This window comes from Jatrophihabitans sp., assembly GCF_035474675.1.
Classification (GTDB): domain Bacteria; phylum Actinomycetota; class Actinomycetes; order Mycobacteriales; family Jatrophihabitantaceae; genus Jatrophihabitans_A.
On record NZ_DATINC010000092.1, the window covers coordinates 1 to 21,136 of the forward strand.

19 protein-coding genes are annotated in these 21,136 nt (G+C 71.7%); 10 read left to right on the forward strand and 9 right to left on the reverse strand.

The window, feature by feature from the left end:
• Window positions 1-220 (reverse strand): hypothetical protein (locus VLJ82_RS11155; protein WP_408663423.1); only part of this gene is annotated, 220 nt, incomplete at its 3' end.
• Between the two features lie 194 nt (window positions 221-414).
• On the opposite strand from VLJ82_RS11155, the gene VLJ82_RS11160 reads away from it, so the two are divergent.
• Genes VLJ82_RS11160 through VLJ82_RS11170 form a run of 3 tightly spaced genes read left to right on the forward strand, consistent with a single transcriptional unit; the run spans window position 415 to window position 3,796 of the window.
• A complete protein-coding gene (locus VLJ82_RS11160) occupies window positions 415-1,260 on the forward strand; it encodes a purine-nucleoside phosphorylase (protein WP_408663440.1) in 846 nt (281 codons plus the stop codon).
• Entirely contained in the window at window positions 1,257-2,078 is an 822-nt protein-coding gene (locus tag VLJ82_RS11165) for an NAD-dependent epimerase/dehydratase family protein (protein WP_408663424.1), read from the forward strand. Before VLJ82_RS11160 ends, VLJ82_RS11165 begins: the two co-directional genes overlap by 4 nt.
• On the forward strand, window positions 2,075-3,796 hold the full coding sequence (locus VLJ82_RS11170) for a phospho-sugar mutase (protein WP_408663425.1): 1,722 nt from the start codon (window positions 2,075-2,077) through the stop codon (window positions 3,794-3,796). Before VLJ82_RS11165 ends, VLJ82_RS11170 begins: the two co-directional genes overlap by 4 nt.
• 14 nt (window positions 3,797-3,810) lie before the next feature.
• On the opposite strand, the gene VLJ82_RS11175 is transcribed toward VLJ82_RS11170, so the two are convergent.
• The 4 genes from VLJ82_RS11175 to VLJ82_RS11190 form a co-directional block, all read right to left on the reverse strand.
• Window positions 3,811-4,830, reverse strand: a complete 1,020-nt coding sequence (locus VLJ82_RS11175) for an LLM class flavin-dependent oxidoreductase (RefSeq protein WP_408663426.1) — start codon at window positions 4,828-4,830, stop codon at window positions 3,811-3,813.
• Between the two features lie 35 nt (window positions 4,831-4,865).
• Window positions 4,866-9,866 carry an amino acid adenylation domain-containing protein gene (locus VLJ82_RS11180; RefSeq protein WP_408663427.1) on the reverse strand — a complete coding sequence of 1,667 codons (5,001 nt, stop codon included), beginning with the start codon at window positions 9,864-9,866 and terminating at the stop codon, window positions 4,866-4,868.
• Window positions 9,863-10,072, reverse strand: a complete 210-nt coding sequence (locus tag VLJ82_RS11185; protein WP_408663428.1) for an MbtH family protein — start codon at window positions 10,070-10,072, stop codon at window positions 9,863-9,865. Before VLJ82_RS11185 ends, VLJ82_RS11180 begins: the two co-directional genes overlap by 4 nt.
• A gap of 228 nt (window positions 10,073-10,300) precedes the next feature.
• A complete protein-coding gene (locus VLJ82_RS11190) occupies window positions 10,301-10,807 on the reverse strand; it encodes a phosphopantetheine-binding protein (protein ID WP_408663429.1) in 507 nt (168 codons plus the stop codon).
• A 221-nt stretch (window positions 10,808-11,028) separates the two neighbouring features.
• Between VLJ82_RS11190 and VLJ82_RS11195 the strand changes: the two genes are divergently transcribed.
• Both VLJ82_RS11195 and VLJ82_RS11200 read left to right on the forward strand, forming a co-directional pair.
• Window positions 11,029-11,817, forward strand: a complete 789-nt coding sequence (locus VLJ82_RS11195) for a hypothetical protein (RefSeq protein ID WP_408663430.1) — start codon at window positions 11,029-11,031, stop codon at window positions 11,815-11,817.
• 156 nt (window positions 11,818-11,973) lie between these two features.
• Window positions 11,974-12,744 (forward strand): SDR family NAD(P)-dependent oxidoreductase, encoded by a 771-nt coding sequence (locus tag VLJ82_RS11200; protein WP_408663431.1) that lies wholly within the window; start codon window positions 11,974-11,976, stop codon window positions 12,742-12,744.
• A gap of 131 nt (window positions 12,745-12,875) precedes the next feature.
• On the opposite strand, the gene VLJ82_RS11205 is transcribed toward VLJ82_RS11200, so the two are convergent.
• Window positions 12,876-14,027, reverse strand: coding sequence for a pyridoxal phosphate-dependent aminotransferase (locus VLJ82_RS11205; protein ID WP_408663432.1), 1,152 nt, complete (start codon window positions 14,025-14,027; stop codon window positions 12,876-12,878).
• A 184-nt stretch (window positions 14,028-14,211) separates the two neighbouring features.
• Here VLJ82_RS11205 and VLJ82_RS11210 point away from each other — a divergent pair, with 184 nt between their 5' ends.
• From VLJ82_RS11210 to VLJ82_RS11225, 4 genes are all read left to right on the forward strand, one after another.
• Entirely contained in the window at window positions 14,212-15,126 is a 915-nt protein-coding gene (locus VLJ82_RS11210) for an acetaldehyde dehydrogenase (acetylating) (RefSeq protein WP_408663433.1), read from the forward strand.
• Window positions 15,127-15,133: 7 nt separating this feature from the next.
• Complete coding sequence (dmpG, locus tag VLJ82_RS11215; protein WP_408663434.1) at window positions 15,134-16,174, forward strand: 4-hydroxy-2-oxovalerate aldolase; 1,041 nt, start codon at window positions 15,134-15,136, stop codon at window positions 16,172-16,174.
• Between the two features lie 55 nt (window positions 16,175-16,229).
• Window positions 16,230-17,267: a beta-ketoacyl-ACP synthase III gene (locus VLJ82_RS11220; protein ID WP_408663435.1), complete on the forward strand. Its 1,038-nt coding sequence runs from the start codon at window positions 16,230-16,232 to the stop codon at window positions 17,265-17,267.
• 71 nt (window positions 17,268-17,338) lie between these two features.
• Window positions 17,339-17,566 (forward strand): acyl carrier protein, encoded by a 228-nt coding sequence (locus tag VLJ82_RS11225; RefSeq protein ID WP_408663441.1) that lies wholly within the window; start codon window positions 17,339-17,341, stop codon window positions 17,564-17,566.
• Window positions 17,567-17,631: 65 nt separating this feature from the next.
• On the opposite strand, the gene VLJ82_RS11230 is transcribed toward VLJ82_RS11225, so the two are convergent.
• The 3 genes from VLJ82_RS11230 to upp all read right to left on the reverse strand — a co-directional run bounded on the left by VLJ82_RS11230 (window position 17,632) and on the right by upp (window position 20,345).
• Window positions 17,632-18,399: a hypothetical protein gene (locus tag VLJ82_RS11230; RefSeq protein WP_408663436.1), complete on the reverse strand. Its 768-nt coding sequence runs from the start codon at window positions 18,397-18,399 to the stop codon at window positions 17,632-17,634.
• Between the two features lie 146 nt (window positions 18,400-18,545).
• Window positions 18,546-19,490 carry a hypothetical protein gene (locus VLJ82_RS11235; protein ID WP_408663437.1) on the reverse strand — a complete coding sequence of 315 codons (945 nt, stop codon included), beginning with the start codon at window positions 19,488-19,490 and terminating at the stop codon, window positions 18,546-18,548.
• Between the two features lie 231 nt (window positions 19,491-19,721).
• A complete protein-coding gene (gene upp / locus VLJ82_RS11240) occupies window positions 19,722-20,345 on the reverse strand; it encodes a uracil phosphoribosyltransferase (RefSeq protein WP_408663438.1) in 624 nt (207 codons plus the stop codon).
• Between the two features lie 89 nt (window positions 20,346-20,434).
• On the opposite strand from upp, the gene deoC reads away from it, so the two are divergent.
• The coding region (deoC, locus tag VLJ82_RS11245; RefSeq protein WP_408663439.1) for a deoxyribose-phosphate aldolase at window positions 20,435-21,136 on the forward strand (702 nt) is incomplete at its 3' end.

A 21,136-nucleotide genomic window follows, 5' to 3' on the forward strand; every position in this document is an offset into this window, starting at 1 on the left:
TGGAAACCGGGACGAGGTAGTGAAGTCGGCGCTGCTGGCCGAGGCTGAAGGCCACGTTCGTCTGATGCGGATCGTTGCGCGACAGACGGCTGACGGCTTCGCCGCTGACCTGCTGGCTACCGACGGCAGAGTGATGGCAGCTGGCTACGGTGCCGGCCCCGACGAGTTGTTGGCGGTGCTGGTGGCCGAACAGCGTTACCTCGTCGAGCAGGGCGGTCACGGGAGGAGCGTGGCCGGCGAGACCTACCTGGACAAGGCTCGTGAGCGTGTTCGACGAGGTCCATCGTCGCGGCCCTGACCGTTGTCCACAGCGGCTGGAGAAGTAGCCGACAGTCGTCCACAGCGGCCGGATCTCCGCCCGGCTGCCGTCCGGGTGGCCGCTAGGCTCTGCCCGTGACCCAGACCGGAGACCCCATGCAGCACGCGGCCACCGACCAGCCGGCAGCCGGACCCGACCCGGCACAGCTCGCTGCCCAGGCGGCCGCGGAGCTGGCCCGCCGGACCGGCGCCGAGCGGCATGACATCGCCCTGGTGCTCGGCTCCGGGTGGCTGCCTGCGGTGAACGCGCTGAGCGAGCGGGCCAGCGCCGACGTGGAGTTCCCCAGCACCGAGCTGCCCGGCTTCTCCCCGCCCGTGGTGGCCGGGCACGCCGGCACCATCCGCTCGCTGGCGCTGGAAGGCGAGCGCGGCAAGCGCCTGCTGATCTTCTCCGGCCGCACCCACTACTACGAGGGCCGCGGGGTGGCCGCGGTGGTGCACGGGGTGCGGGTGGCGGCGGCCGCCGGCTGCACCGTCACGGTGCTGACCAACGGCTGCGGGGGGCTGCGCTCGGACATGCAGGTGGGCGACCCGGTGCTGATCTCCGACCACCTCAACCTGACCTTCGCCTCGCCGCTGGTGGGCCCGCGGTTCGTCGACCTGACCGATCTGTACTCGCCACGGCTGCGGGCGCTGATGCGCGAGATCGACCCGTCGCTGGCCGAGGGGGTGTACGCGCAGTTCCCCGGCCCGCACTACGAGTCCCCCGCCGAGGTGCGGATGGCCCGGGTGATGGGCGCCGACCTGGTCGGCATGTCCACCGCCCTGGAGGCCATCGCCGCCCGGGCCGAGGGCTCGGAGGTGCTCGGCATCTCGCTGGTCACCAACCTGGCCGCCGGCATCACCGGGCAGCCGTTGAACCACGAGGAGGTGCTGGCGGCCGGCAAGGCAGCCGCGCAGCGGGCCGGCGGACTGCTCGGCGAGCTGATCGGAAGGCTGTGACCGTCCTGGTCACCGGATCGGCCGGAATGATCGGCCGCTCCCTGGCCCGGACGCTGCCGCCCCTCGGCTGGCAGCTGCGCGGCTTCGACCGGGAGCGCTCGGCCGCCGAGATCGAGCAGGTGCAGGGCGAGATCACCGACCCGCGGGCGCTGGACCGGGCGATGACCGGGGTGCGGGCCGTGGTGCATCTGGCCGCCCAGGCCGTCGAGGCGCCCTGGCCGGTGATCCGCGACGCCAACCTGGAGGGCACCTACCAGGTCTTCGAGGCAGCCCGGCGGGCCGGGGTACGGCGGCTGGTCTACGCCTCCACCAACCACGCGGTCGGTTTCACGCCCCGGCCGGCCGGGCAGTCCGAATTACCCGCCGACACCCCGCCCCGGCCGGACACCCTGTACGGGGTGAGCAAGGCCTTCGGTGAGGCACTGGCCCGCTACTACGTCGACCGGTACGCCATGCAGGTCGCCTGCCTGCGGATCGGCACCTTCGCCGACACCCCGCCGGATGCCCGCTCGATGGCCACCTGGCTGTCCCCGGCCGACTGCGCGCGGCTGGTGGATGCCTGCCTGCGCACCGACCGGCTCGGCTTCGCGCTGGTCTGGGGAGTGTCGGCCAACGCGGGACGGTGGTGGTCGCTGGAGGCCGGCCACGCCCTCGGTTACCGGCCGCTCGACGACGCCGGCCGGTACCAGGACGGGCCGTCGGCGACCGGGTTCAGTGGCGAACCGCGTCCCAGCGACCAGCTGGTCGGCGGGGCGTTCACCGAAGCGTCCTTCGGCATCGACGAGGTCGCCGAGCGAGCCGGGAGAGGGCTGGGATGAGCACCGAGTTGACCGAGCTGTACCGCCAGGTCGCCGACTGGATCGCCGACGACCCGGACCCGGGAACCGCCGCGGAGCTCCAGGAGCTGCTGGCCCATGCCCAGGGCGGGAATGACGCCGCCCGGGCCGAGCTCGCCGACCGGTTCGCCGGGCCGCTGGTCTTCGGCACCGCCGGCCTGCGCGGTCCGCTGCGGGCCGGCCCGAACGGCATGAACACCGCTGTGGTCCGCCGGGCCGCGGCCGGCTTGGCGGCCCAGCTCACCGCATCCGGACGGGGCGGCGGCATCGTGGTGATCGGCTACGACGGCCGGCACGGCTCGCGGTCCTTCGCCGCCGACTCCGCGGCCGTGCTGGCCGCCGCCGGCTTCGACGCGCGGCTGCTGCCCCGGCTGCTGCCCACCCCGGTACTGGCATTCGCGGTCGGGCACCTGGGCGCGGTGGCCGGTGTGATGGTCACCGCCTCGCACAACCCGCCGCAGGACAACGGCTACAAGGTCTACGCCTTCGACGGGGCGCAGATCGTGCCGCCGATGGACGCCGAGATCGAGGCGGCGATCCGGGCCGTGGCCTCGGTGCGGTCGATCGCGCTGTCGCCGGACTACCGGGTGCTGAACGAGTCGTTGGTCTCCGACTACGTGACGGCGGTGGCTGGCCTGGTCCAGCCCGACTCGTCCCGGGCGCTGGACGTGGTGCACACCGCGATGCACGGGGTGGGCGCCGCGGTGATCCGGGCGGTGTTCGCCGCGGCCGGCTTCGCCACCCCGAGCGAGGTCGGTGAGCAGGCCGAGCCGGACCCGGACTTCCCGACGGTGAGCTTTCCCAATCCCGAGGAGCCCGGCGCGATGGACCTGGCGCTGGCGTTGGCCGAGCGCACCCGGGCCGACCTGCTGATCGCCAACGATCCCGACGCCGACCGGTGCGCGGCGGGCGTCCGGTTCCCCGGCGGCCCCGATCGCCCGGCGGGCTGGCGGATGCTGCGTGGCGACGAGGTGGGGGTGCTGCTGGCCGACTGGCTGCTGCGCCGCGGCGTGCGCGGCAGCTACGCCACCACCATCGTGTCCTCGACGATGCTCTCGGCGATGGCCGCCCGGCACGGCGTCGGCTTCGCCGAGACGCTCACCGGGTTCAAGTGGATCTCCCGGGCCGCGCCGGACCTGGTGTACGGCTACGAGGAGGCGCTCGGCTACGCGGTGGCACCCCAGCTGGTCCGGGACAAGGACGGCATCTCCGCCGCGCTGCTGGTCGCCGAGCTGGCCGCCAACCTCAAGGCCGCCGGCTCCTCCATCCCGCGCCGGCTGGCGGAGCTGACCGCCGAGTACGGCCTGCACGCCACCAGCCAGCTGTCCTGGCGGGTGAGCGACCTGGCGGTGATCGGCGAGGCGATGAGCCGGCTGCGCGGCGCGCCACCCCGGCAGCTGCTGGGCCGCGAGGTGAGCGTCACCGACCTGGCGCCGGACAACGACGTGCTGATCCTGCGCTTCGACGGCGGCCGGGTGGTGGTCCGGCCCTCCGGCACCGAGCCCAAGTGCAAGGCCTACCTGGAGCTGGTCATCCCGGTTGCTGACGCCGGACCCGCCCCGGCCGGCGGGGCCGAGCTCGCCGACGAGTCGCAGCTGATGGCGGTCGTCGGATCAGCCGAGCGGCAGGCCGAGGCCGAGCTGGCGGCGCTGGCGGCCGAGGTGACCCGGGCGGTGGGCATGGCCGAGCCGCCGGCCTGACCGGTAGCCGTCCGCTACCTCTCCAGGGTCGCGGCGGCGCGCTCGATCGCGATGCGCGCGTGCTGCAGGTCGTCCGGTTCCTGAGGCAGGTCCAGCACGAAGGTGCGGACGCCACCGCTCAGGTACGTCGCCACCGCCTGGGCCACCTCGTCGTAACTGCCCACCAGATAGGGGGTGAAGGTGTGGTGGTACCGGAACGGCACCAGCCAGTACACCTGCCCCTCGTCTTCGTCGGGGATGGGCACCGCCGCGAGTTGCGGCTGCCAGGACGACACCGAGGCCGACAGCAGCAGCTTCATCCGCTCGGCACCGTCCGGGTCGGCCGGGAACCGCTTGCGCGCGATCCGCCACGCCTCGGACGAGTCGTCACGCGCGATGATCCCGATGCCGATACCGGTGCCGAACTTGTTCTTGGGAACGTCCGGGCTGACGAAGTCCTCCGGCAGGACCGGGAAGGAGAGCTGGCTGAGGCCCAGCGCCTCCCCCGCCTGCACGCTGGCCGCCGACGAGCCGGACATGTATGACACCGGCTGCAGGTCGGCGGGCACCGGAGCGGTGAGCCGGGCCCGGCGAAAGTTGTAGTACTGACCGGCGTGGCTGACCACGTTGCCGTCCATCAGCTTCTTGATGACCGTCACGTACTCGATGAGCCGGGCGTAGCGAGCGTCGTGGGCTAGCTCGTCCGCCTGGACGGTGAGGTCGCGGCTGAACCCGCCGCTGACGAAGTTGATGTCGACCCGCCTGCCGTACAGGTGGGCCAGCGACGAGATCTTGCGGGCACACGCGAACGGGCTCATGTCTATCGGCTGTACCGCGATGAGCGGGACGAAGGTGGTGGTGTTGGCGATGGCCGCCTGGGCCGACGTCCAGGCATCCATCGAGGTGTTGTCGCTGTACAGCAGGGCGCCGCGGAAGCCCGCGTCTTCTGCCCATCTGGCGGTTTCCACCAGCTTGGCCAAATGGGACTGCTCGCGGAGACCGATGCTGGATCGGCACGTCGAGTACAGGGCAATGCCGTTCGCGGCCAGGTCCATGATTCGTCCCCTCCTTCCGGGCGTAGTTCGTGCGGTCAGAGTTGTTCGGTTTCCGACAGCGGTGCCCGGCTGGCGACACCGCTGACGGAAGGATTGGCGAGGAACTCCTGCAGACTGATCTTGATGCCGAACTGGTCTTCCAGACGTGCGACGAGAACGGCGGACAGCAGCGAGTGCCCGCCCAGGTCGAAGAAGTTGTCGTCGACGCCGACCCGCTCCACCCCGAGCACCTTGGCGAACAGCTCGCACAGCTTCTGCTCGGCCGGTGAGCTCGCCTCCCGCCCGGTTCCGCCGGTGAAGGTGGGTTCGGGCAGCGCTCGTCGATCCAGCTTTCCGTTGGCCGACAAGGGCAACGCGTCGATGACGACCACCGCGGCGGGCACCATGTAGCCCGGAAGTTCGGTAGCCACCGCGGTGCGCAGGCTGGCCGGGTCTAGCCGGCTGCCCGCCGCGGGCACCACGTAACCGGCCAGCCGCTTGTCACCCGGGCGGTCCTCCCGGACCACCACCACGGCCCGCTCCACACCCGGCTGGGCGGCCAGCACGGTCTCGATCTCGCCGAGCTCGATCCGGAATCCGCGGATCTTGACCTGCTCGTCCACCCGGCCCAGGAACTCCAGCTGGCCGTTGGGCCGCCAGCGCACCCGGTCTCCGGTCCGGTACATCCGCTCGCCGGGAGAGAACGGGCAGGCCACGAACCGCTCCGCGGTCAGCCCGGGCCGGTTGAAGTAGCCGCGGGCCAGGTTCGGCCCGGCCAGGTACAGCTCACCGGCCACCCCGACCGGAACCACGTCCAGCCGCTCGTCCAGCACGTAGGTCCGCACGTTCCACAGCGGCCCGCCGATCAGTGGTGCGTCTCCCGCCGACAGCGGCGGGCTCACCGACGCGCCGATGGTCGCCTCGGTCGGCCCGTAACCGTTGAACAGCCGCCGGCCCGGTGCCCAGGTGGTGACCAGCTCGGCCGAGACGGCCTCGCCACCGACCATCATGCATTCCACGCCCGCCAGCTGCTCGGGTGCCGCCCCGGCCAGGGCAGCCGGCGCCACCATCGCATGGGTGATCCGCAATTCCCGCAACGTCTCGGCCAGCACCGCTCCGGCCAGCGATCCCTGTTCGGGAATGACCAGGGCCGCACCGGAGGTCAACGACGACAGCACCTCCACCAGCGACATGTCGAAGCTCAGCGAGATCAGCTGCGCGAACCGGGAGCCCGGCCCGGTCCGGAAGGCGTCGACCAGGTAGGCGGCGAAGTTCGCCAGGCCCCGGTGGCTGACCACGACGCCCTTGGGCCGGCCGGTGGAGCCGGAGGTGTAGATCACGTAGGCCGGGTGGGCGATCCGCAACGGCGCCAGCCGGTCGGTGTCGGTAACCCCGCTGCTGTCCAGCCGGGCCAGCGCCGCCGCCCGGTCCGGGTCGTCGAGGAGGACGTGCCGGTCGGAGAAGGGCAGCTTCGATCCGGTCTGCCGGTTGGTGAGCACCGCGACCGGAGCCGCGTCGGTGAGCATGTACTCGATCCGGTCTGCCGGGTACGTCGGGTCGATCGGCAGGTAGGCAGCACCCGCCTTGACCACGGCCAGCACCGCGCCGATCATTTCCACCGACCGCGGCAGGGCAACCGCCACCAGCCGCTCCGGCCCGGCGCCCAGCCCCACCAGGTACCGCGCCAGCCGGTTCGACCAGGCGTCGAGCTCGGCATACGTCCACGACACGGTGCCGCACACCACCGCCTCCGCGTCCGGCGTGCGCGCCGCCTGTGCCGCGACCAGCTCCGGCAGCGCCAGCACCGGCACGTCCCGCGCCGTGTCGTTCCACCGGGTGGTGACCAGCTCCCGCTCGGCCGGCGCCAGCAGGTCCACGCCGCTGACCCGCAGCTCCGGATCGCTGGCGACCTGGTCCAACAAGCGGACCAGCCGCCCGGCCAGCGCCTGCACGGTGCCGGGGTCGAACAGGTCAGCCGCGTACTCCAGGGTGCCGTCGATCCCGTCCGGGGTGCCGTCCGCCGCGTGCCGCTGCCGGAAGGTCAGCGACAGGTCGAACTTGGCCGCCTCCACGGCCAGCGGCTCGTCCTGGGCGAGCAGGCCCGGGATGTGCCACTGCCGGTCGGCGGCATCGTCGTCGGAGGCCAGCATCACCTGGAACAGCGGGTGGTGAGCGGTGGAACGCACCGGGTTCAGCACTTCCACCAGCCGCTCGAACGGCACGTCCTGGTGGGCGTAGGCGGCCAGGTCCCGCTCGCGAATCCGGCCGAGCAGCTCTCCGAAGCTCGGGTCGCCGGCCAGGTCGGTCCGCAGCACCACGGTGTTGACGAAGAATCCGACCAGGTCGTGCAGGCCTTCGTCGTCGCGGCCGGCCACCGGAGCACCGATCGGGATGTCGGTTCCGGCGCCGGACCGGGACAGCAGGGCCGCCAGCCCCGCCTGCAGCACCATGAACACCGTCACCTGGTGCCGGTGCGCCAGCTCGGCCAGCCCGGCGTGCAGGCCGGCGTCGATCCGCACCGGAACCCGCCCGCCGCGGTAGGACGGGTAGGCCGGCCGGGCTCGGTCGAACGGCAGTTCCAGCTGGTCGGGCAGTCCGGCCAGTGCCGTTTCCCAGTACCGCACCTGCCGCGCCAGCACGCTGTCGCCATCCTGGTCGGCACCCAGCATGCCGCGCTGCCACAGCGTGTAATCCGCATACTGCAACGGCAGATCCGGCCAGTCCGGGGCCTCGCCTGCCAGTCGCGCCTGGTATGCCTGCTCGAGGTCGCGCAGCAGCACCCCGACCGACCAGCCGTCACTGGCGATGTGGTGGGTCAGCAGCACCAGCACGTGCTCCTCGGCGCCCAGCGCGAACAACCAGGCCCGCACCGGCAGCTCGGCGGTCAGGTCGAAGACGTACTGGCACGCCTGCCCGGTCAGCGCGGGCAGCTCGGCCTCGGTGGCCCGGACCACGCTGAGCTCGGGTTTCGCCTGGCCGGCCGGGATCACCTGCTGGTAGGGCTGCCCGTCCAGCGCGGAGAACACGGTCCGCAACGACTCGTGCCGCGCCACCACGTCGCCCAGCGCCGCCGTCAGCGCGTCGGGATCCAGCCGGCCCCGCAACCGCCACGCGAACGGCACGTTGTACGTCGCGCTCGGCCCCTCCAGCTGACCCAGGAACCACAGCCGCTGCTGGGCGAACGACAACGGCAGCCGTTCCGGCCGGTCCGCCCGCACCAGCGGCGGTCGGGCCTGCCCGGCCTCGTCCAGCGCGCGGGCCAGCTGTTCCACCGTGGGGTTGTCGAACACCGCCCGGATGCCCAGCTCCACCCCCAGCACCGAGCGCACCCGGCTGATCAGCCGGGTCACCAGCAGCGAGTGCCCGCCCAGGTCGAAGAAGCTGTCGTCCACGCCGACCCGCTGCACACCGAGCACCTGGGCGACCAGGTCGCACAGCAGCGCCTCGGCGGGAGTGGACGGCTCCCGGCCCTCGCCGGCCGCGAAGGTCGGCGCCGGCAGTGCCCGCCGGTCGAGTTTCCTGTTCGCCGTCAACGGCAAAGAATCCAGCAGCACGACCGCGGCGGGCACCATGTAGACCGGCAGCACCCGGGCCGCGGCGGCCCGGATCCCGGCCGGGTCCAGCTGGCTGCCGGGCGTGGGCACCACGTAACCGACCAGCCGCTTGTCTCCCGGACGGTCCTCCCGGGCGATCACCACCGCCCGGCCCACGCCGGGCTGGGCGGCCAGCACCGTCTCGATCTCGGCCGGCTCGATCCGGAACCCGCGGACCTGGACCTGCTCGTCCACCCGGCCCAGGTACTCCAGGTCGCCGTCGGCGCGCCACCGCACCAGGTCACCGGTCCGGTACATCCGCTCGCCGGTTCCGAACGGGCAGGCCACGAACCGCTCGGCGGTCAGCCCGGCCTGGTTCAGGTAGCCCCGCGCCAGGCCCGGTCCAGCCAGGTACAGCTCCCCCGCCACTCCCGGCGGCACCGCAGCCAGCTGCCCGTCCAGCACGTACCCGCGCATGTTCCAGATCGGGCCGCCGATCGGCGGGGTGTCCGCTCCCGACAGCTGCCCGCTCATGGTGGCCACCACCGTCGCCTCGGTCGGGCCGTAGGCGTTGAACATCCGCCGGTCCCGCGACCACTCGGCAACGATCTCGCCCGAGCAGGCTTCACCACCGACCATCAGGCATTCCAGCCCGGCCAACTGCTGCGGAGTTGCCCCGGCCAGGGCGGCCGGTCCGATCAGCGCATGGCTGACCCGCAGCTTGGTCAGCGCATCGGCCAGCATCTCCCCGGCCAGCGGGCCGGGCTCGGGCAGAGCCAGGGCCGCTCCGGCCGGCAACGACATCAGCAGTTCCATGACCGCCGCGTCGAAGCTCAGCGAAGCCACCTGGCCCACCCGCGACTCCGGCCCGATCCCCAGCGTGTTGATCAGGAACGCGGACAGGCTGGCCACGCCCTGATGGCTGACCACCACGCCCTTGGGCCGGCCGGTGGAGCCGGAGGTGTAGATCACGTAGGCCGGATGGGCAGGACGCAACGGCGCCAGCCGGTCCGCGTCGGCCACCGCGCTGCCGTCCAGCCGGGCCACCGCCGCGGCCAGCCGCGGGTCGTCCATGTCGAGCACCGTCATGCCCGCCACGTCCGGCAGCCGCGCCGAGGTGGCCCGGTCGCTGATCAGCAGGCCGGGCGCTGCGTCGGTGAGCATGAACTCGATCCGGTCCGCCGGGTACCCGGGATCGACCGGCAGGTAGGCGGCCCCGGCCTTGACCACGGCCAGCACCGCGGCGACCATCTCCGCCGACCGCGGCAGTGCCACCGCAACCAGCCGTTCCGGCCCGGCGCCGAGGGAGATCAGGTGCCGGGCCAGCTGGTTGGACCAGGCATCGAGCTCGGCATAGGGCCAGGACGCCCCGCCCTGGACGACCGCCGGCGCGGCGGGCGTCCGGGCCACCTGGGCGGTGAACAGGTCGGGAAACACCACCGTGGGCACATCCGGCGCGCTGTTCGTCCACCGGGTGGCGACCGGGTTCGGTTCAGCCGCGGTCAGCCCTTCCACCTCACTCACGCCTGCTCGGCCCGCACCAGGCTGGCGGGCCGCATGTCCGTCCAGTGCTCTTCGACGTAGCCGAGGCAGCTCGCGCGGGAGTCGGCACCGTGCACGGCGGTCCAGCCGTCCGGAACCGCGATGCCGGCGGGCCAGATACTGTGCTGCCCCTCGTCGTTGACCAGCACCAGGTACTGGGCGTCGGCGTCCTCGAAGGGATTGGTCACAGCAACCTCATTCCGCTTGGCACGAACCGGGCGGCAGCCTCGCCCGGACACGGTTCCCCGCACCGCCTCGGGCGGCTCGCTGACCAGCCTGCCCGGCCGGGGTAACCGGCACATCTTTGCCACTGCCCATGCACAGGGGCTGGCGTCGGCCGTCCAACAGAACGCATTGAACGACCCAGTTTTGCTTCGATTACAGGGCAATTCGCGAGCAGGCGCGACCAGGGCCGGTCAGTTGTCCAGGAGCTGGTCGAGTTCGGCGACGGTGGGCGCGTCGAACAGGTCATCGATCGAGATCTCCTGCCCGATCACCGGGCTGGCCCGGCCCGCGATCAACATCGCATCGATCGACTCACCACCCAGGGCGAAGAAGTTGTCATCCACCCCGCACCGCGGCCGGGCCAGCACATCGGCAAAGATCGCGCACAGCACCTCCTGCCGCGGGGTCTCCGGCGCCCGGTAGCGCGCCAACCCGCGCAGGTCAGGTGCCGGCAACCCGGCACCGTCGGCCGGAATGGCCTCCACCACCACGAACGCGGCCGGCACCAGGGCAGCCGGCAGTTCCCGGCGGGCGTACTTGTGCAACTCGGCCAGATTCAACCCCGCCCCAGCGGGCACCACGTAGGCCACCAACACCTGCCCCAGCGGTTCCTGCTCATGGGTACGGACCACGAGATCGGCCAGCCCCGGATACCCGGCCAGCACCTCCCGCACATCCTGGACCGCAGCAGCAACCATTCCCCGCCCACCTCTCTTCTACGAACGCTCCCCAAGGTCTTGGGAAACCTTCGCAGGCCCGGGCGTGCCGGCTACCTCTCCGCTTGCGCAGATCCCCCGGGCGACGGCAAGGCTAAGGATGCACGGCCGTCCCGGGGCCAGCACTCTGGTCCTCATCGCCGATCGGCTGCTCGCCCGGCGTATCGAGCGCCTGCCACCCAGACGCCGGAAGGGAACTCCCGATGCGATCCTCCGCTGAGGCCGGGCAGATCTGCCGCCAGCTCACTGACGGGGACGGGCCCGCCATCCTGGTCGCCGACTTCCAGGCGTTCAACGGAGCACCCCGGCTCAGCCAACTGCTCAGTGACGCAGCCCCCGACCGGCGGATCTACCAGCTGGATCCGCTCGGCGCACTGACCGGGGAGCGGCGCTACGCCGCCGTGCCGGAGATGGCCGAGGAATCCGCCGCCGCGTTCGAATCCTCCGAGACCTCGGGCCAACAGGTGTTCGTGGTGGGTCACTGCAGCGCCACCGGCCTGGGCATCCGGGTCGCCAACCTGCTGGCCGGCACCCGGGACGTCACCGCCGTCCTGGTGCAGCCGAGCTGGCCGGGCACCGAACACGTCACGGAACGGTTCGCGGAGTTCCAGGGCAAGCTCGGTGCCAGCGGCCGGGCTTGTCCCGACCTGGAAGGCGATCCGCAGGACTGCGTGGCGGGCATCGAGAAGATCTTCCGCACCGGGCTGGTCGACCTGGCCACCCGGCTCGACCTGGACCCGGACCAGCCGGCCTTCACCGACCTGTTGACCACCTATCGCGGCTGGGTCTCCTTCCTGCTGGCCTGCCGCAACGACCAGCCGGCCCAGATTCCCGCCGATGGGGTCACGGTCTCGGTGCTGACCGACGAACCGGGTTTCGTGCTGCCGGGCACGGCTCCCGGGCGCTGCCGCATCACCCCGCCACCGCCGCTGGAGAAGCCCGATGCGGTGACGCCGGAGCTGGCCAAGCTCGTGCTCGAGCAGCTCGGGTAGCTGTCCGCCAGGGCAATGCGGTGCCGCGGGCAGGGGTTTTCATCCGTACCGCACTCACGAATACGCCGGCCGGGTTCGGACTTGATTGACTCTCCAGACGCTACGCACCCCAGCGGCGAACCGATGTTGCTGTCCCACCACGAAGGAGAATGAGCCTTGGTCACCACCAACGAGTCAGCCACTGGCCGCGCGGTCCTCGTCACTGGCGCGGCCCGCGGTATCGGAGGGGCCATCGCGAAGCGGTTCGCCGCGGCGGGTGACCGGGTGGCGATCCTGGACAAGCTCCCGAGCGACACCGCCGAGAAGGTGCTGGCCGAGCTCGACGGCAGCGGGCATGTCGTCGTGGAGGTCGACCTGACCGACAGCGCTGCCGTGCTGTCGGCGGTGGACTCGGCCGTCGAGCAGCTGGGCGGCCTGGACGTGCTGGTCAACAACGCCGGCGTCTTCACCGCGCACCCGCTCACCGAGGTGAGCTACCAGGACTGGCAGGAGCACTGGCAGACCACCCTGGGGGTCAACCTGATCGGCGCGGCCAACGTGACCTGGTGCGCCGTCCAGCACATGAAGGACCGCGGCGGCCGGATCGTCAACGTCACCTCGCGGGGCGCGTTCCGCGGCGAGCCGACCGGGCCGGCCTACGGGGCCAGCAAGGCAGGGCTGAACTCCCTCACCCAGTCGCTGGCGATCGCGCTGGCGCCGCACCGGATCGCGGTCACCGCCGTGGCACCCGGCTTCACCGAGTCACCCATGGCCAGGCCCTTCCTCGAGTCGCCGGAAGGTGACTCGATCAGGGCGCAGAGCCCGTTCGGCCGGGTCGGCCAGCCCGACGAGATCGCCGCCGGGGTGTTCTACCTCGCCTCCGCCCAGGCGGAGTGGGCCAGCGGCACGGTGCTCGACCTGAACGGCGCCTCCTACCTGCGGACCTGACCGAGCTGCTGGGTGCGCTGGCGAAACACGGCCTGCGCTGCGTGCCGGAGGACATCCGGTCGGCAGCGCAGGCCGTGTTCGTCGAAGCATCCGCCCGGGCGCGCCGGGCCGCGGCTGGTGTGCCGCCCGGGCTACCTGCCGTTGGCCAGCCTGGTGACGGCGTCGGCGAGCACCTCGTCCGGCAGCGAGAAGCAGGCCCGGACGTACGGGCGCTCCGGCGGGTTGAGGTAGAACGCCTCGCCGGGCACCGTACCGATCAGGTTTCGCTGCAACAGGATCTCGGCCGCCTCCACGCCGCTGGCCACGCCCAGGTCCGAGCAGTCGACGAACAGGTAGTACGAACCCTCCGGTTCGTTGGGCGACAGCCCGGCGGCCCGGAAGCCCTCGGTCAGGGTGCGGCGCTTGGCGTCGTACATCGCGCGCAGGTCGGAGAAGTAATCGTCCCCCAGCCGCAACGCCCGAACACCGAGCTCCTGCAGCGGAGTCGGCGCGCATCCCACCAGCGGGTCGGCGGCGACCCTGACCGCGCCCATCAGCTCCTCCGGGCCGCAGACGTAACCCAGCCGCCAGCCGGGAATGCTGAACGACTTCGACAGCGACGACATGGTCAGCGTCCGGCTGCCGAGGGTGCCGACCGTTGCCGGGCTCAGATGCGGGGCGGGCTTGAAGTAGATGTCCTCGTACACCTGGTCGGCGATGACGAGCAGGTCGTGTTCCTCTGCGACGGCCGACACGATCATCAGCTCCGCCTCGCTGAACCGCCGCCCGCACGGGTTGTTCGGCGTGCAGACGATCAGCGCCCGGGTCCGGTCGGTGATGGCCGCCCGCAGCGCCGCCTCGGTGATCTCCAGCTCCGGCGCGACCAGCCGTACCGGCTCCGGACGCAGCTCCAGCATCTTGAGCGCGGCCAGGTGGTAGCCGTAGAAGGGTTCGAAGACCAGGACGCCGTCACCGGGGTTCAACAGGGCGGTGAGGGTGGCCATCAGGCCGCCGGTCGCGCCGATGGTGGTCACGATCTCGGTCTCCGGGTCGACGCTCAATCCGCTGTGCCGCTTCAGCTTCTCAGCGGCGGCTTCCCGGAAGGCGGCCAGGCCGTCGGCCGGACTGTAGGTGTGGTCCAGCTGCCCGAAGTCCCGCCCGCCCTCGGCGAGCAACGAAGCAGGCGGCGGCACCTGGCACAGTCCCTGCGCGAGATTGATGGCACCCAGTTCCTGGCACCGGGCCGTCATGGTCCTGATGGCGGACTGCTGCATGCCCTGCATCCGGTTGGCGACCTCGGCCACGTTCGTCTCCCCTGCGCTCCTGGCGTCTCGCATCCGCCAGCGCCGCCCTCAGACTCGCCGCCCGGACCGGTGTTGGCCTCTTTCATGTTGTCCGGTCAGGGCATTCGATGTCGCACGGTTTGAGAAGCAACCCATCTGGCCCGCGTGCATGCTGGTCTCGATGTCATCGGTGGAGGAGAGATACATGGCTGACCAGAACGTGGTCGAGGACCTGGACGCAGAGGGCAGCAGGTTGAAAGTTGCCGTCCTGGGATCGGGGCTCATCGGCCTCGACCTGCTGGCCAAGATCGAGCGTTCGAAGTTCCTCGACTGCCAGCTGGTCGTAGGACGCGACGAGAACGGCCGGGGGCTGCGCAAGGCGGCGTCCCTCGGCTACCAGACCTCCGCCGGCGGAGCCACCTCGCTGGGCGCTGACGGGCAGGCCTTCGACATCGTCTTCGACGCCACCAACGCGATGTCGCATGTCGAGCACCATCAGCACCTGGAAGCCCTCGGAGCGCTGGTCATCGACCTGACGCCGAGCCGGATCGGCCACATGATCGCGCCGACCGTCAACGGTGCCGACGCGCTCGTGCACCGCAACGTCAGCCTGATCAGCTGCGGCGGGCAGACCGCGATTCCCATCCTGCACGCGCTCACCCGGGTGTACTCGCCCAGTTACATCGAAGTGGTGACCACGGCGGCCAGCCTGAGCGTGGGCCGGGCCAGCCGGCTCAACCTCGACGAGTACATCAGCACGACGCAGGCCGCGGTCCGCACCTTCACCGGGGCGAGCGACGTCAAGGTGATGCTCAACATCAGCCCCGCCCAGCCGCCCATCACCTTCCGGGTGGCGATCTCCATGATCGGCGACGACTTCGACGTCGACGTGATCCGCAAGCACGTGACCACGGTGGCCGAGGAGGTCCGGACGTTCGCCACCGGATTCGACATCGCCGCGTGCAGCGTGATCGACGGAAAGGCCTTCGTCGCGGTCGAGGTGAAGGCCTCCGGAGACCTGATCCCGCACTACTCGGGAAACCTCGACATCATCAACTCAGCCGCCATCTACGTCGCCGAGCAGTACGCGGCCGGCCGTGCGCCGGCAGAAAGGCCATGACCCGCTCATGAACGAGGGCAAGCAGGAATCCGCAGCAGCCGCCCGGCCGGTGACGATCTACGACCCGACCCTGCGGGACGGCCATCACGCGGTTCGCCACCAGCTCAATCGCGATCAGCTGCGCCGCTACGCCGCCGCCGCGGACGCCGCCCGCATCCCGGTGGTGGAGGTCGGCCACGGCAACGGCCTGGGCGCGTCGTCGCTGCAGGTGGGCCGGGCCGCGCTGACCGACGACGAGATGCTTTCCACGGTCCGCGAGCAGCTGACGCACAGCAAGATGGGCGCGTTCCTGCTGCCGGGCTGGGGCACGATCCACGACCTCAAGGAGGCGATCAACCACGGCGTCGACGTGGTGCGGGTCGGTGCGCACTGCACCGAGAGCGACACCATGGAACGCTACCTGGACTTCCTCCGCATCTCCGACATCGAGGCGCAGGGCGTGCTCGTGATGAGCCACATGACCACCCCCGAGCGGCTGGCCGAGGAGTGCCGGCAGATGGTGGGCTTCGGGGCATCGGCGGTCGGGATCATGGACTCCGCCGGGCACTACCTGCCCGAGGACGTCAGCGAGCGGATCGCCGCCATCGCCGGCGCGGTCGATGTGCCGGTCATCTTCCACGGGCACAACAACCTGGGCATGTCGGTGGCCAACTCGATCGCCGCGGTACGGGCCGGTGCCACCATCATCGACAGCTGCGCCCGGGGATTCGGTGCGGGCGCGGGCAATACCCAGCTCGAGGTGCTGGTTCCGGTGCTCGAGCGGTACGGCTACTCCACCGACGTCGACCTGTATGCCCTGCTGGACGCGGCTGATCTGGCCGAGCGGGAGCTGATGCCCAAGCCGCCGACGATCGACTCGGTCAGCATCGTGAGCGGGCTCGCCGGGGTGTTCTCCGGATTCAAGGCCCGGGTGTTCGACATCGCCAACGAGCTGCAGGTGGACCCGCGGGACATCTTCTTCGAACTGGGCAGGCGCCAGGCGGTGGCCGGCCAGGAGGACCTGATCATCGATGTCGCCCTGGACCTGAGCAAGCGCACGGCTTCGTAGGCAACCCGTACATCCGTCAAAGGCAGCTGGAACAAAGGACAGTGTCGGGACTTCGATGGAACACCAATCGCGGCGGAGAGCGCGCGGCGGCGCTGCCGTCCTCTGCGGGGTGGGCTACTGGCTTCCGCCGCTGGTGGTGACCAACGCCGACCTGAGCGCCCGGCTCGACACCTCCGACGAATGGATCACCAGCCGGACCGGGATCTCGACGCGGCGGAGGGTGACCCCGGACCTCTCGACGGCGGATCTGGCGACCGAAGCGGCGCAGCGGGCGATCAAGTCGGCCGGCGGCGGTGAGGTCGATGCCCTGGTGCTCGGCACCACCACGCCGGACCGGCTGTGCCCGGCGACGGCACCGGAGGTCGTGGCCCGCCTGGGGCTCGGCTACATCCCGGCCTTCGACGTCTCCGCGGTCTGCACCGGTTTCCTGTACGCGCTGGCTGCCGGGGTGGGATTCCTCGCCGCCGGCTTCGCCGAGCGGGTGGTGGTGGTCGTCGCCGAGGCCTTCTCCCGGCTGCTCGACCCGGACGACCGGACCACCGCGCCGATCTTCGGCGACGGGGCCGGGGCGGTGGTGCTGCGGCAGGGATCCCCTGACGAACCCGGTGCGATCGGCGACATCATCCTGGGCAGCGACGGTGCGCACAGCGAGCTGATCAGGGTCGGGGCCGAGGGGCCGCGGGGAGTGCTGGAGAACAGGCCGGGCTCCGGAGTGGCCCAGTACTTTCACATGGCCGGACGGGATGTCTTCCGGCACGCGGTGGAACGGATGAGCGCGGCGGCCACCGCCGCCGCGGACTCGGCCGGCTGGCGGCTCGAGGACGTGGACCGGTTCTTCGCCCACCAGGCCAATGCCCGCATCACCTCCGCCCTCGCCCACGACCTGGGCATTCCCGCGGGACGGGCGGCCGAGAACATCCGGGAGGTAGGCAACACCGCGGGTGCCTCGATCCCGATCCTGCTGGCGCAGAACGCTGCCAGCGGATACCTGGCCGCCGGGCACCGGATTCTGCTGACCGCCTTCGGCGGTGGGCTGACCTGGGGAGCGACCACCCTGACCTGGCCGGAGGTGGACGTCGTTGCCGGGCAGTAACGACTGCTGTCGCTGGAATCGTCTGGCACTGCTGGTGGGCAGCCCGTTCTGCTCGGGTAGGAGAGAAAGTGATGTATGAACTGCTGGTCGGCATCCTGGTCGAGGAACTCGAACTGAATGCCGGGGATGTCCGTCCGGACTCGAGCTGCGAGGACGTGGGCCTCGACTCGCTCGCCATGGTGGAGCTGTCGATGATCCTGCAGAAGCGGCACCACCTGCAGATCAGCGACGACGAGTTGCTCAAGACCAAGCGGGTGTCCGAGATCGTGCGCATCATGGAGGCGCGGGCCGGCTCCTGAACGGCATGGCCGCCGCCCGCCGGGCATGGCCGCCGCCCGCCGGGCATGGCCGCCGCCGGCCGGGCTCAGCCTCCGGAGACCACCGGGCAGGCCCCGGTGAGCAGCCGGGCCGGCTGCGGCGTGGCCGACGTCGGACGCGGTGTGCAGCCGGTGCGGTGCAGGCCGGTGCCGTCGAACCGGTAGGTCGCCCAGAAGTTGTGGCCGCTGGCGTAGTTGGGCTGGTAGTCGTTCTCGGTGCCCAGCACGTCCAGCCAGCCGTCGCCGTCCAGGTCGGCGGCCAGCGGCCGGCCGCCGTCGAAGCTGACACTCGCCGCGCTGGGGCCGGTCAGCGTTCCGGAGCGCAGCAGCACCAGCTGCGCCACCCCGGCGTGCGAGCCGACCTCGGCCAGCACCGCGCAGTGCGCGGTGACGGCCGGGCTCGCCGGACGGCAGTCCAGCGCGGCCTCCCAGCCGAAACCGGACCGGCCCTGCCACCACTGCAGGTGCCGGCCGTCGCGCAGCAGCTCCACCACCGGGGTGCTGCGGTCGGGGATGGTCACCGCGGTCGGCGCCGCACTGGACCACAGCCGAGCGGAGTAGCCGTCGCCGAGTTGCATCGCCGGCCCGGGGGTGCACGACCATTGCCGGCACGGCGCGGCTACGTCGCCGGCCGACGGGGCTGACGGGGTTGACGGGCCGCTGCTGCCGGTCGACCGATCTCCCGCCCGCGCGGCCGGATGCCGGGCCGATCCGGCGCACCCGGCCAGCAGCAGGCCCACGGCCAGCACCGACCCGAGCAGCACCACCCGGCCGAGGCCGGGGCGTCGGCTGCGGATGCCGGAGAACGAGCTCATGAACACCTTTTCGGCAGACACCTCCCTCAACGGGAGACCTTCGTCACGATGGGAAGCGCCACCGCGTCCATTCCAACACCCGATGCAGGCGAGGTACTTGCCCCGCTCGGCATCAAGTCGGCATCAAGTCGATAACGAGCAGGCGGTCACGACGCCCGGGCCCCGGCCCGGTCGGCAGCCGGCGCCGACGACCTGCCACCCGAATGCGGCCAGTGGCCACCGGCCGGCGACGCGCTGGTGCTCGGCGCCGGTGCCAGCGCGGCGGGTACCGGCTGCTTGCCGACCTCGACGACCGACCGCAGGGTGCCGGTGACGTCGATGGCCACCTCGGCGAACAAGCCGGTATCGGCCGCGGCGATCAGCTGATCCGGCGTGCAGGCACTGCCGGCCGGTGGACAGAGGCTGCCTCCGGAGACGATCGAGGCGGTCGGGGCCAGGATCGCGGTGTAGGTGTCCGGGCTGCTGACCAGATAACCGGAGCCGTCCCCGCCCGTCCCATCCGGGTCGGCGGCGGCGAACTGGTAGGAGAACCGGCCGGTGGCCGGGTCGTAGCCACTGAGGTGGATCACCGCGTTGCCGAGCGGCCCGCTGCTCGACGGCGCCGGGGTTCCCGGGCCGCCGGCCGGCGGCCCGGCGGGGACGGACGGACCGGCCGACGACGGTGCGGGCGCCGCGGTGGCGCTGCCGGCAGGTGCCCGGGGAGCCGTCCGGGCAGCGGTGGTTGCCGCAGCGGCGGTGCCGGACGCCGCGGCAGCGCTCGACTGGCCGGCGGCCGGCAGGCTGGTGGCAGAGGCAGTGGCGGCCGGCCGGGAAACCTGCGGCCGGGCCGGGGCGGCATGCGACGGGCTGGCAGCGGCCACCACATGCTGCGGGCGGGGCGGCACGTCGTTCGAGCCGATCGCCGAGGCGGTGAGGACGGTGGCCGCCGCGGCGACCGCCACCGAGCCGCCGACCGCGGCGAGCAGCACGCCGCCGCCGAGCACGAACGGGCCCACGGCGAGCGGCCGGAGCACGAAGGGGCCGAACCCGACCGGGTGGGCCAGCAGCCACCGGGCCACGCCGCGGCGCTCGCGGGGTACCTCTTCGAACACAACGAGCTCCTGACGTTCGCCACCGGCTGCCTACTGGCTATGACGCCGTGCCCCGCGCAAACGTTGCACGGCACTCGCCTGCCAGGACGGTCAGATGTGACCACTCATCTATAGGACTCAGCTGAGGATCTGGCTAGGACCGAGCTGAGGAGTGGTCAAACATGCCAGCTGATACCGCAGGCTGCAATGACTTTTGCGACCGCAAGCAAAACGGCGGCCGGGCAACCGGCGCTAACGCGGCCCGAACTGCCGGTCGCCGGCGTCGCCCAAGCCCGGGACGATGTAGGCGTTGGCGTTGAGGCCCTCGTCGACGCTGGCGGTGAACAGCCGGCCGGCCAGCCCGCTGCGCTCCACGGCCGCGATGCCCTCGGGGGCGGCCAGCGCGCAGATGACGGTGATGTCGCTGGCCCCGCGCGAGGCCAGCAGCTCGCAGCAGTGCACCAGCGAGCCACCGGTGGCCAGCATCGGGTCCAGCACCAGCACCGGCCGGCCGGCGAGGGAGTCCGGCAGCGAGGCCATGTAGGCGGCCGGCAGGTGGGTTTGCTCGTCGCGGGCCAGCCCGACGAAGCCCATCTGGGACTCCGGCAGCAGGTTGAAGGCCGCCTCGGCCATGCCGAGCCCGGCCCGCAGCACCGGGACCAGCAGCGGTGGATTGGCCAGCGTGGTGCCCATGGTCTCGGCGACCGGGGTGCGGATCGGCAGCTGGGTGACCGGCAGCTCCCGGGTGGCCTCGTAGACCAGCAGGGTGGCAAGCTCGCGCAGCGCCGCCCGGAACTCGGCGTTGCTGCTGGTCTCGTCCCGCATCACGGACAGGCGGGTTCGCACGATCGGATGGTCCACGACGACGGTCTGCACGCGGCAGAGCCTAGCGGCGGCACCCGCCGGTCCGCCGCCGGTTCGCCGAGGCACGACGCGGTACCGGCGCACGACCTAGACTGGCCCCCGTGAGCCTCACCCTGAGCCAGCCAGCAGCCTCGGGCCTCGCCGACGCCAGTCGCGACGACGCCTCGCTGCGCCGATTCCTGCACGGCCTGCCGGGCGTCGACCAGGTGGGCGCCGAGGCGCGTGCCGCGGCACTGGCGACCCGCAGCATCAAGACCACCGCCAAGGCATGGGCGATCGACACCGCCATCCGGATGGTGGACCTGACCACGCTGGAGGGCTCGGACAGTCCGGGCAAGGTGCGCTCGCTGTGCGCCAAGGCGATCCGGCCGGACCCGTCGGACCCGAGCGTGCCGTCCGTCGCCGCGGTCTGCGTCTACCCCGACCTGGTGGAGGTGGCCGTCCGTGCGGTACGCGGCACCGGGGTGCAGGTGGCCTCGGTCGCCACAGCCTTCCCGTCCGGTCGGGCGGCCCTGGCCACCAAGCTGGTCGACGTCGCCGAGGCGGTCGCGGCCGGCGCGACCGAGATCGACATGGTGATCGACCGGGGCGCGTTCCTGGCCGGGCGCTACCTGAAGGTGTTCGAGGAGATCGTGGCGGTCAAGCAGGCCTGCGGGAACGCGCACCTGAAGGTGATCCTGGAGACCGGCGAGCTGGTCACCCTGGACTCGGTCCGGCGGGCGTCCTGGCTGGCCCTGCTGGCCGGCGGCGACTTCATCAAGACCTCGACCGGCAAGATCAGCCCGGCCGCCACCCCGCCGGTG

Coding starts and splice junctions, on each gene's coding strand:
- VLJ82_RS11190 (WP_408663429.1), bottom strand. CDS start 10,807: ATGGTTGCTGCTGCGGTCCAGGATGTGCGGGAGGTGCTGGCCGGGTAT.
- VLJ82_RS11210 (WP_408663433.1), top strand. CDS start 14,212: ATGGCTGACCAGAACGTGGTCGAGGACCTGGACGCAGAGGGCAGCAGG.
- VLJ82_RS11195 (WP_408663430.1), top strand. CDS start 11,029: ATGCGATCCTCCGCTGAGGCCGGGCAGATCTGCCGCCAGCTCACTGAC.
- VLJ82_RS11230 (WP_408663436.1), bottom strand. CDS start 18,399: ATGAGCTCGTTCTCCGGCATCCGCAGCCGACGCCCCGGCCTCGGCCGG.
- VLJ82_RS11220 (WP_408663435.1), top strand. CDS start 16,230: ATGGAACACCAATCGCGGCGGAGAGCGCGCGGCGGCGCTGCCGTCCTC.
- VLJ82_RS11160 (WP_408663440.1), top strand. CDS start 415: ATGCAGCACGCGGCCACCGACCAGCCGGCAGCCGGACCCGACCCGGCA.
- dmpG (WP_408663434.1), top strand. CDS start 15,134: ATGAACGAGGGCAAGCAGGAATCCGCAGCAGCCGCCCGGCCGGTGACG.
- VLJ82_RS11175 (WP_408663426.1), bottom strand. CDS start 4,830: ATGGACCTGGCCGCGAACGGCATTGCCCTGTACTCGACGTGCCGATCC.
- VLJ82_RS11225 (WP_408663441.1), top strand. CDS start 17,339: ATGTATGAACTGCTGGTCGGCATCCTGGTCGAGGAACTCGAACTGAAT.
- VLJ82_RS11170 (WP_408663425.1), top strand. CDS start 2,075: ATGAGCACCGAGTTGACCGAGCTGTACCGCCAGGTCGCCGACTGGATC.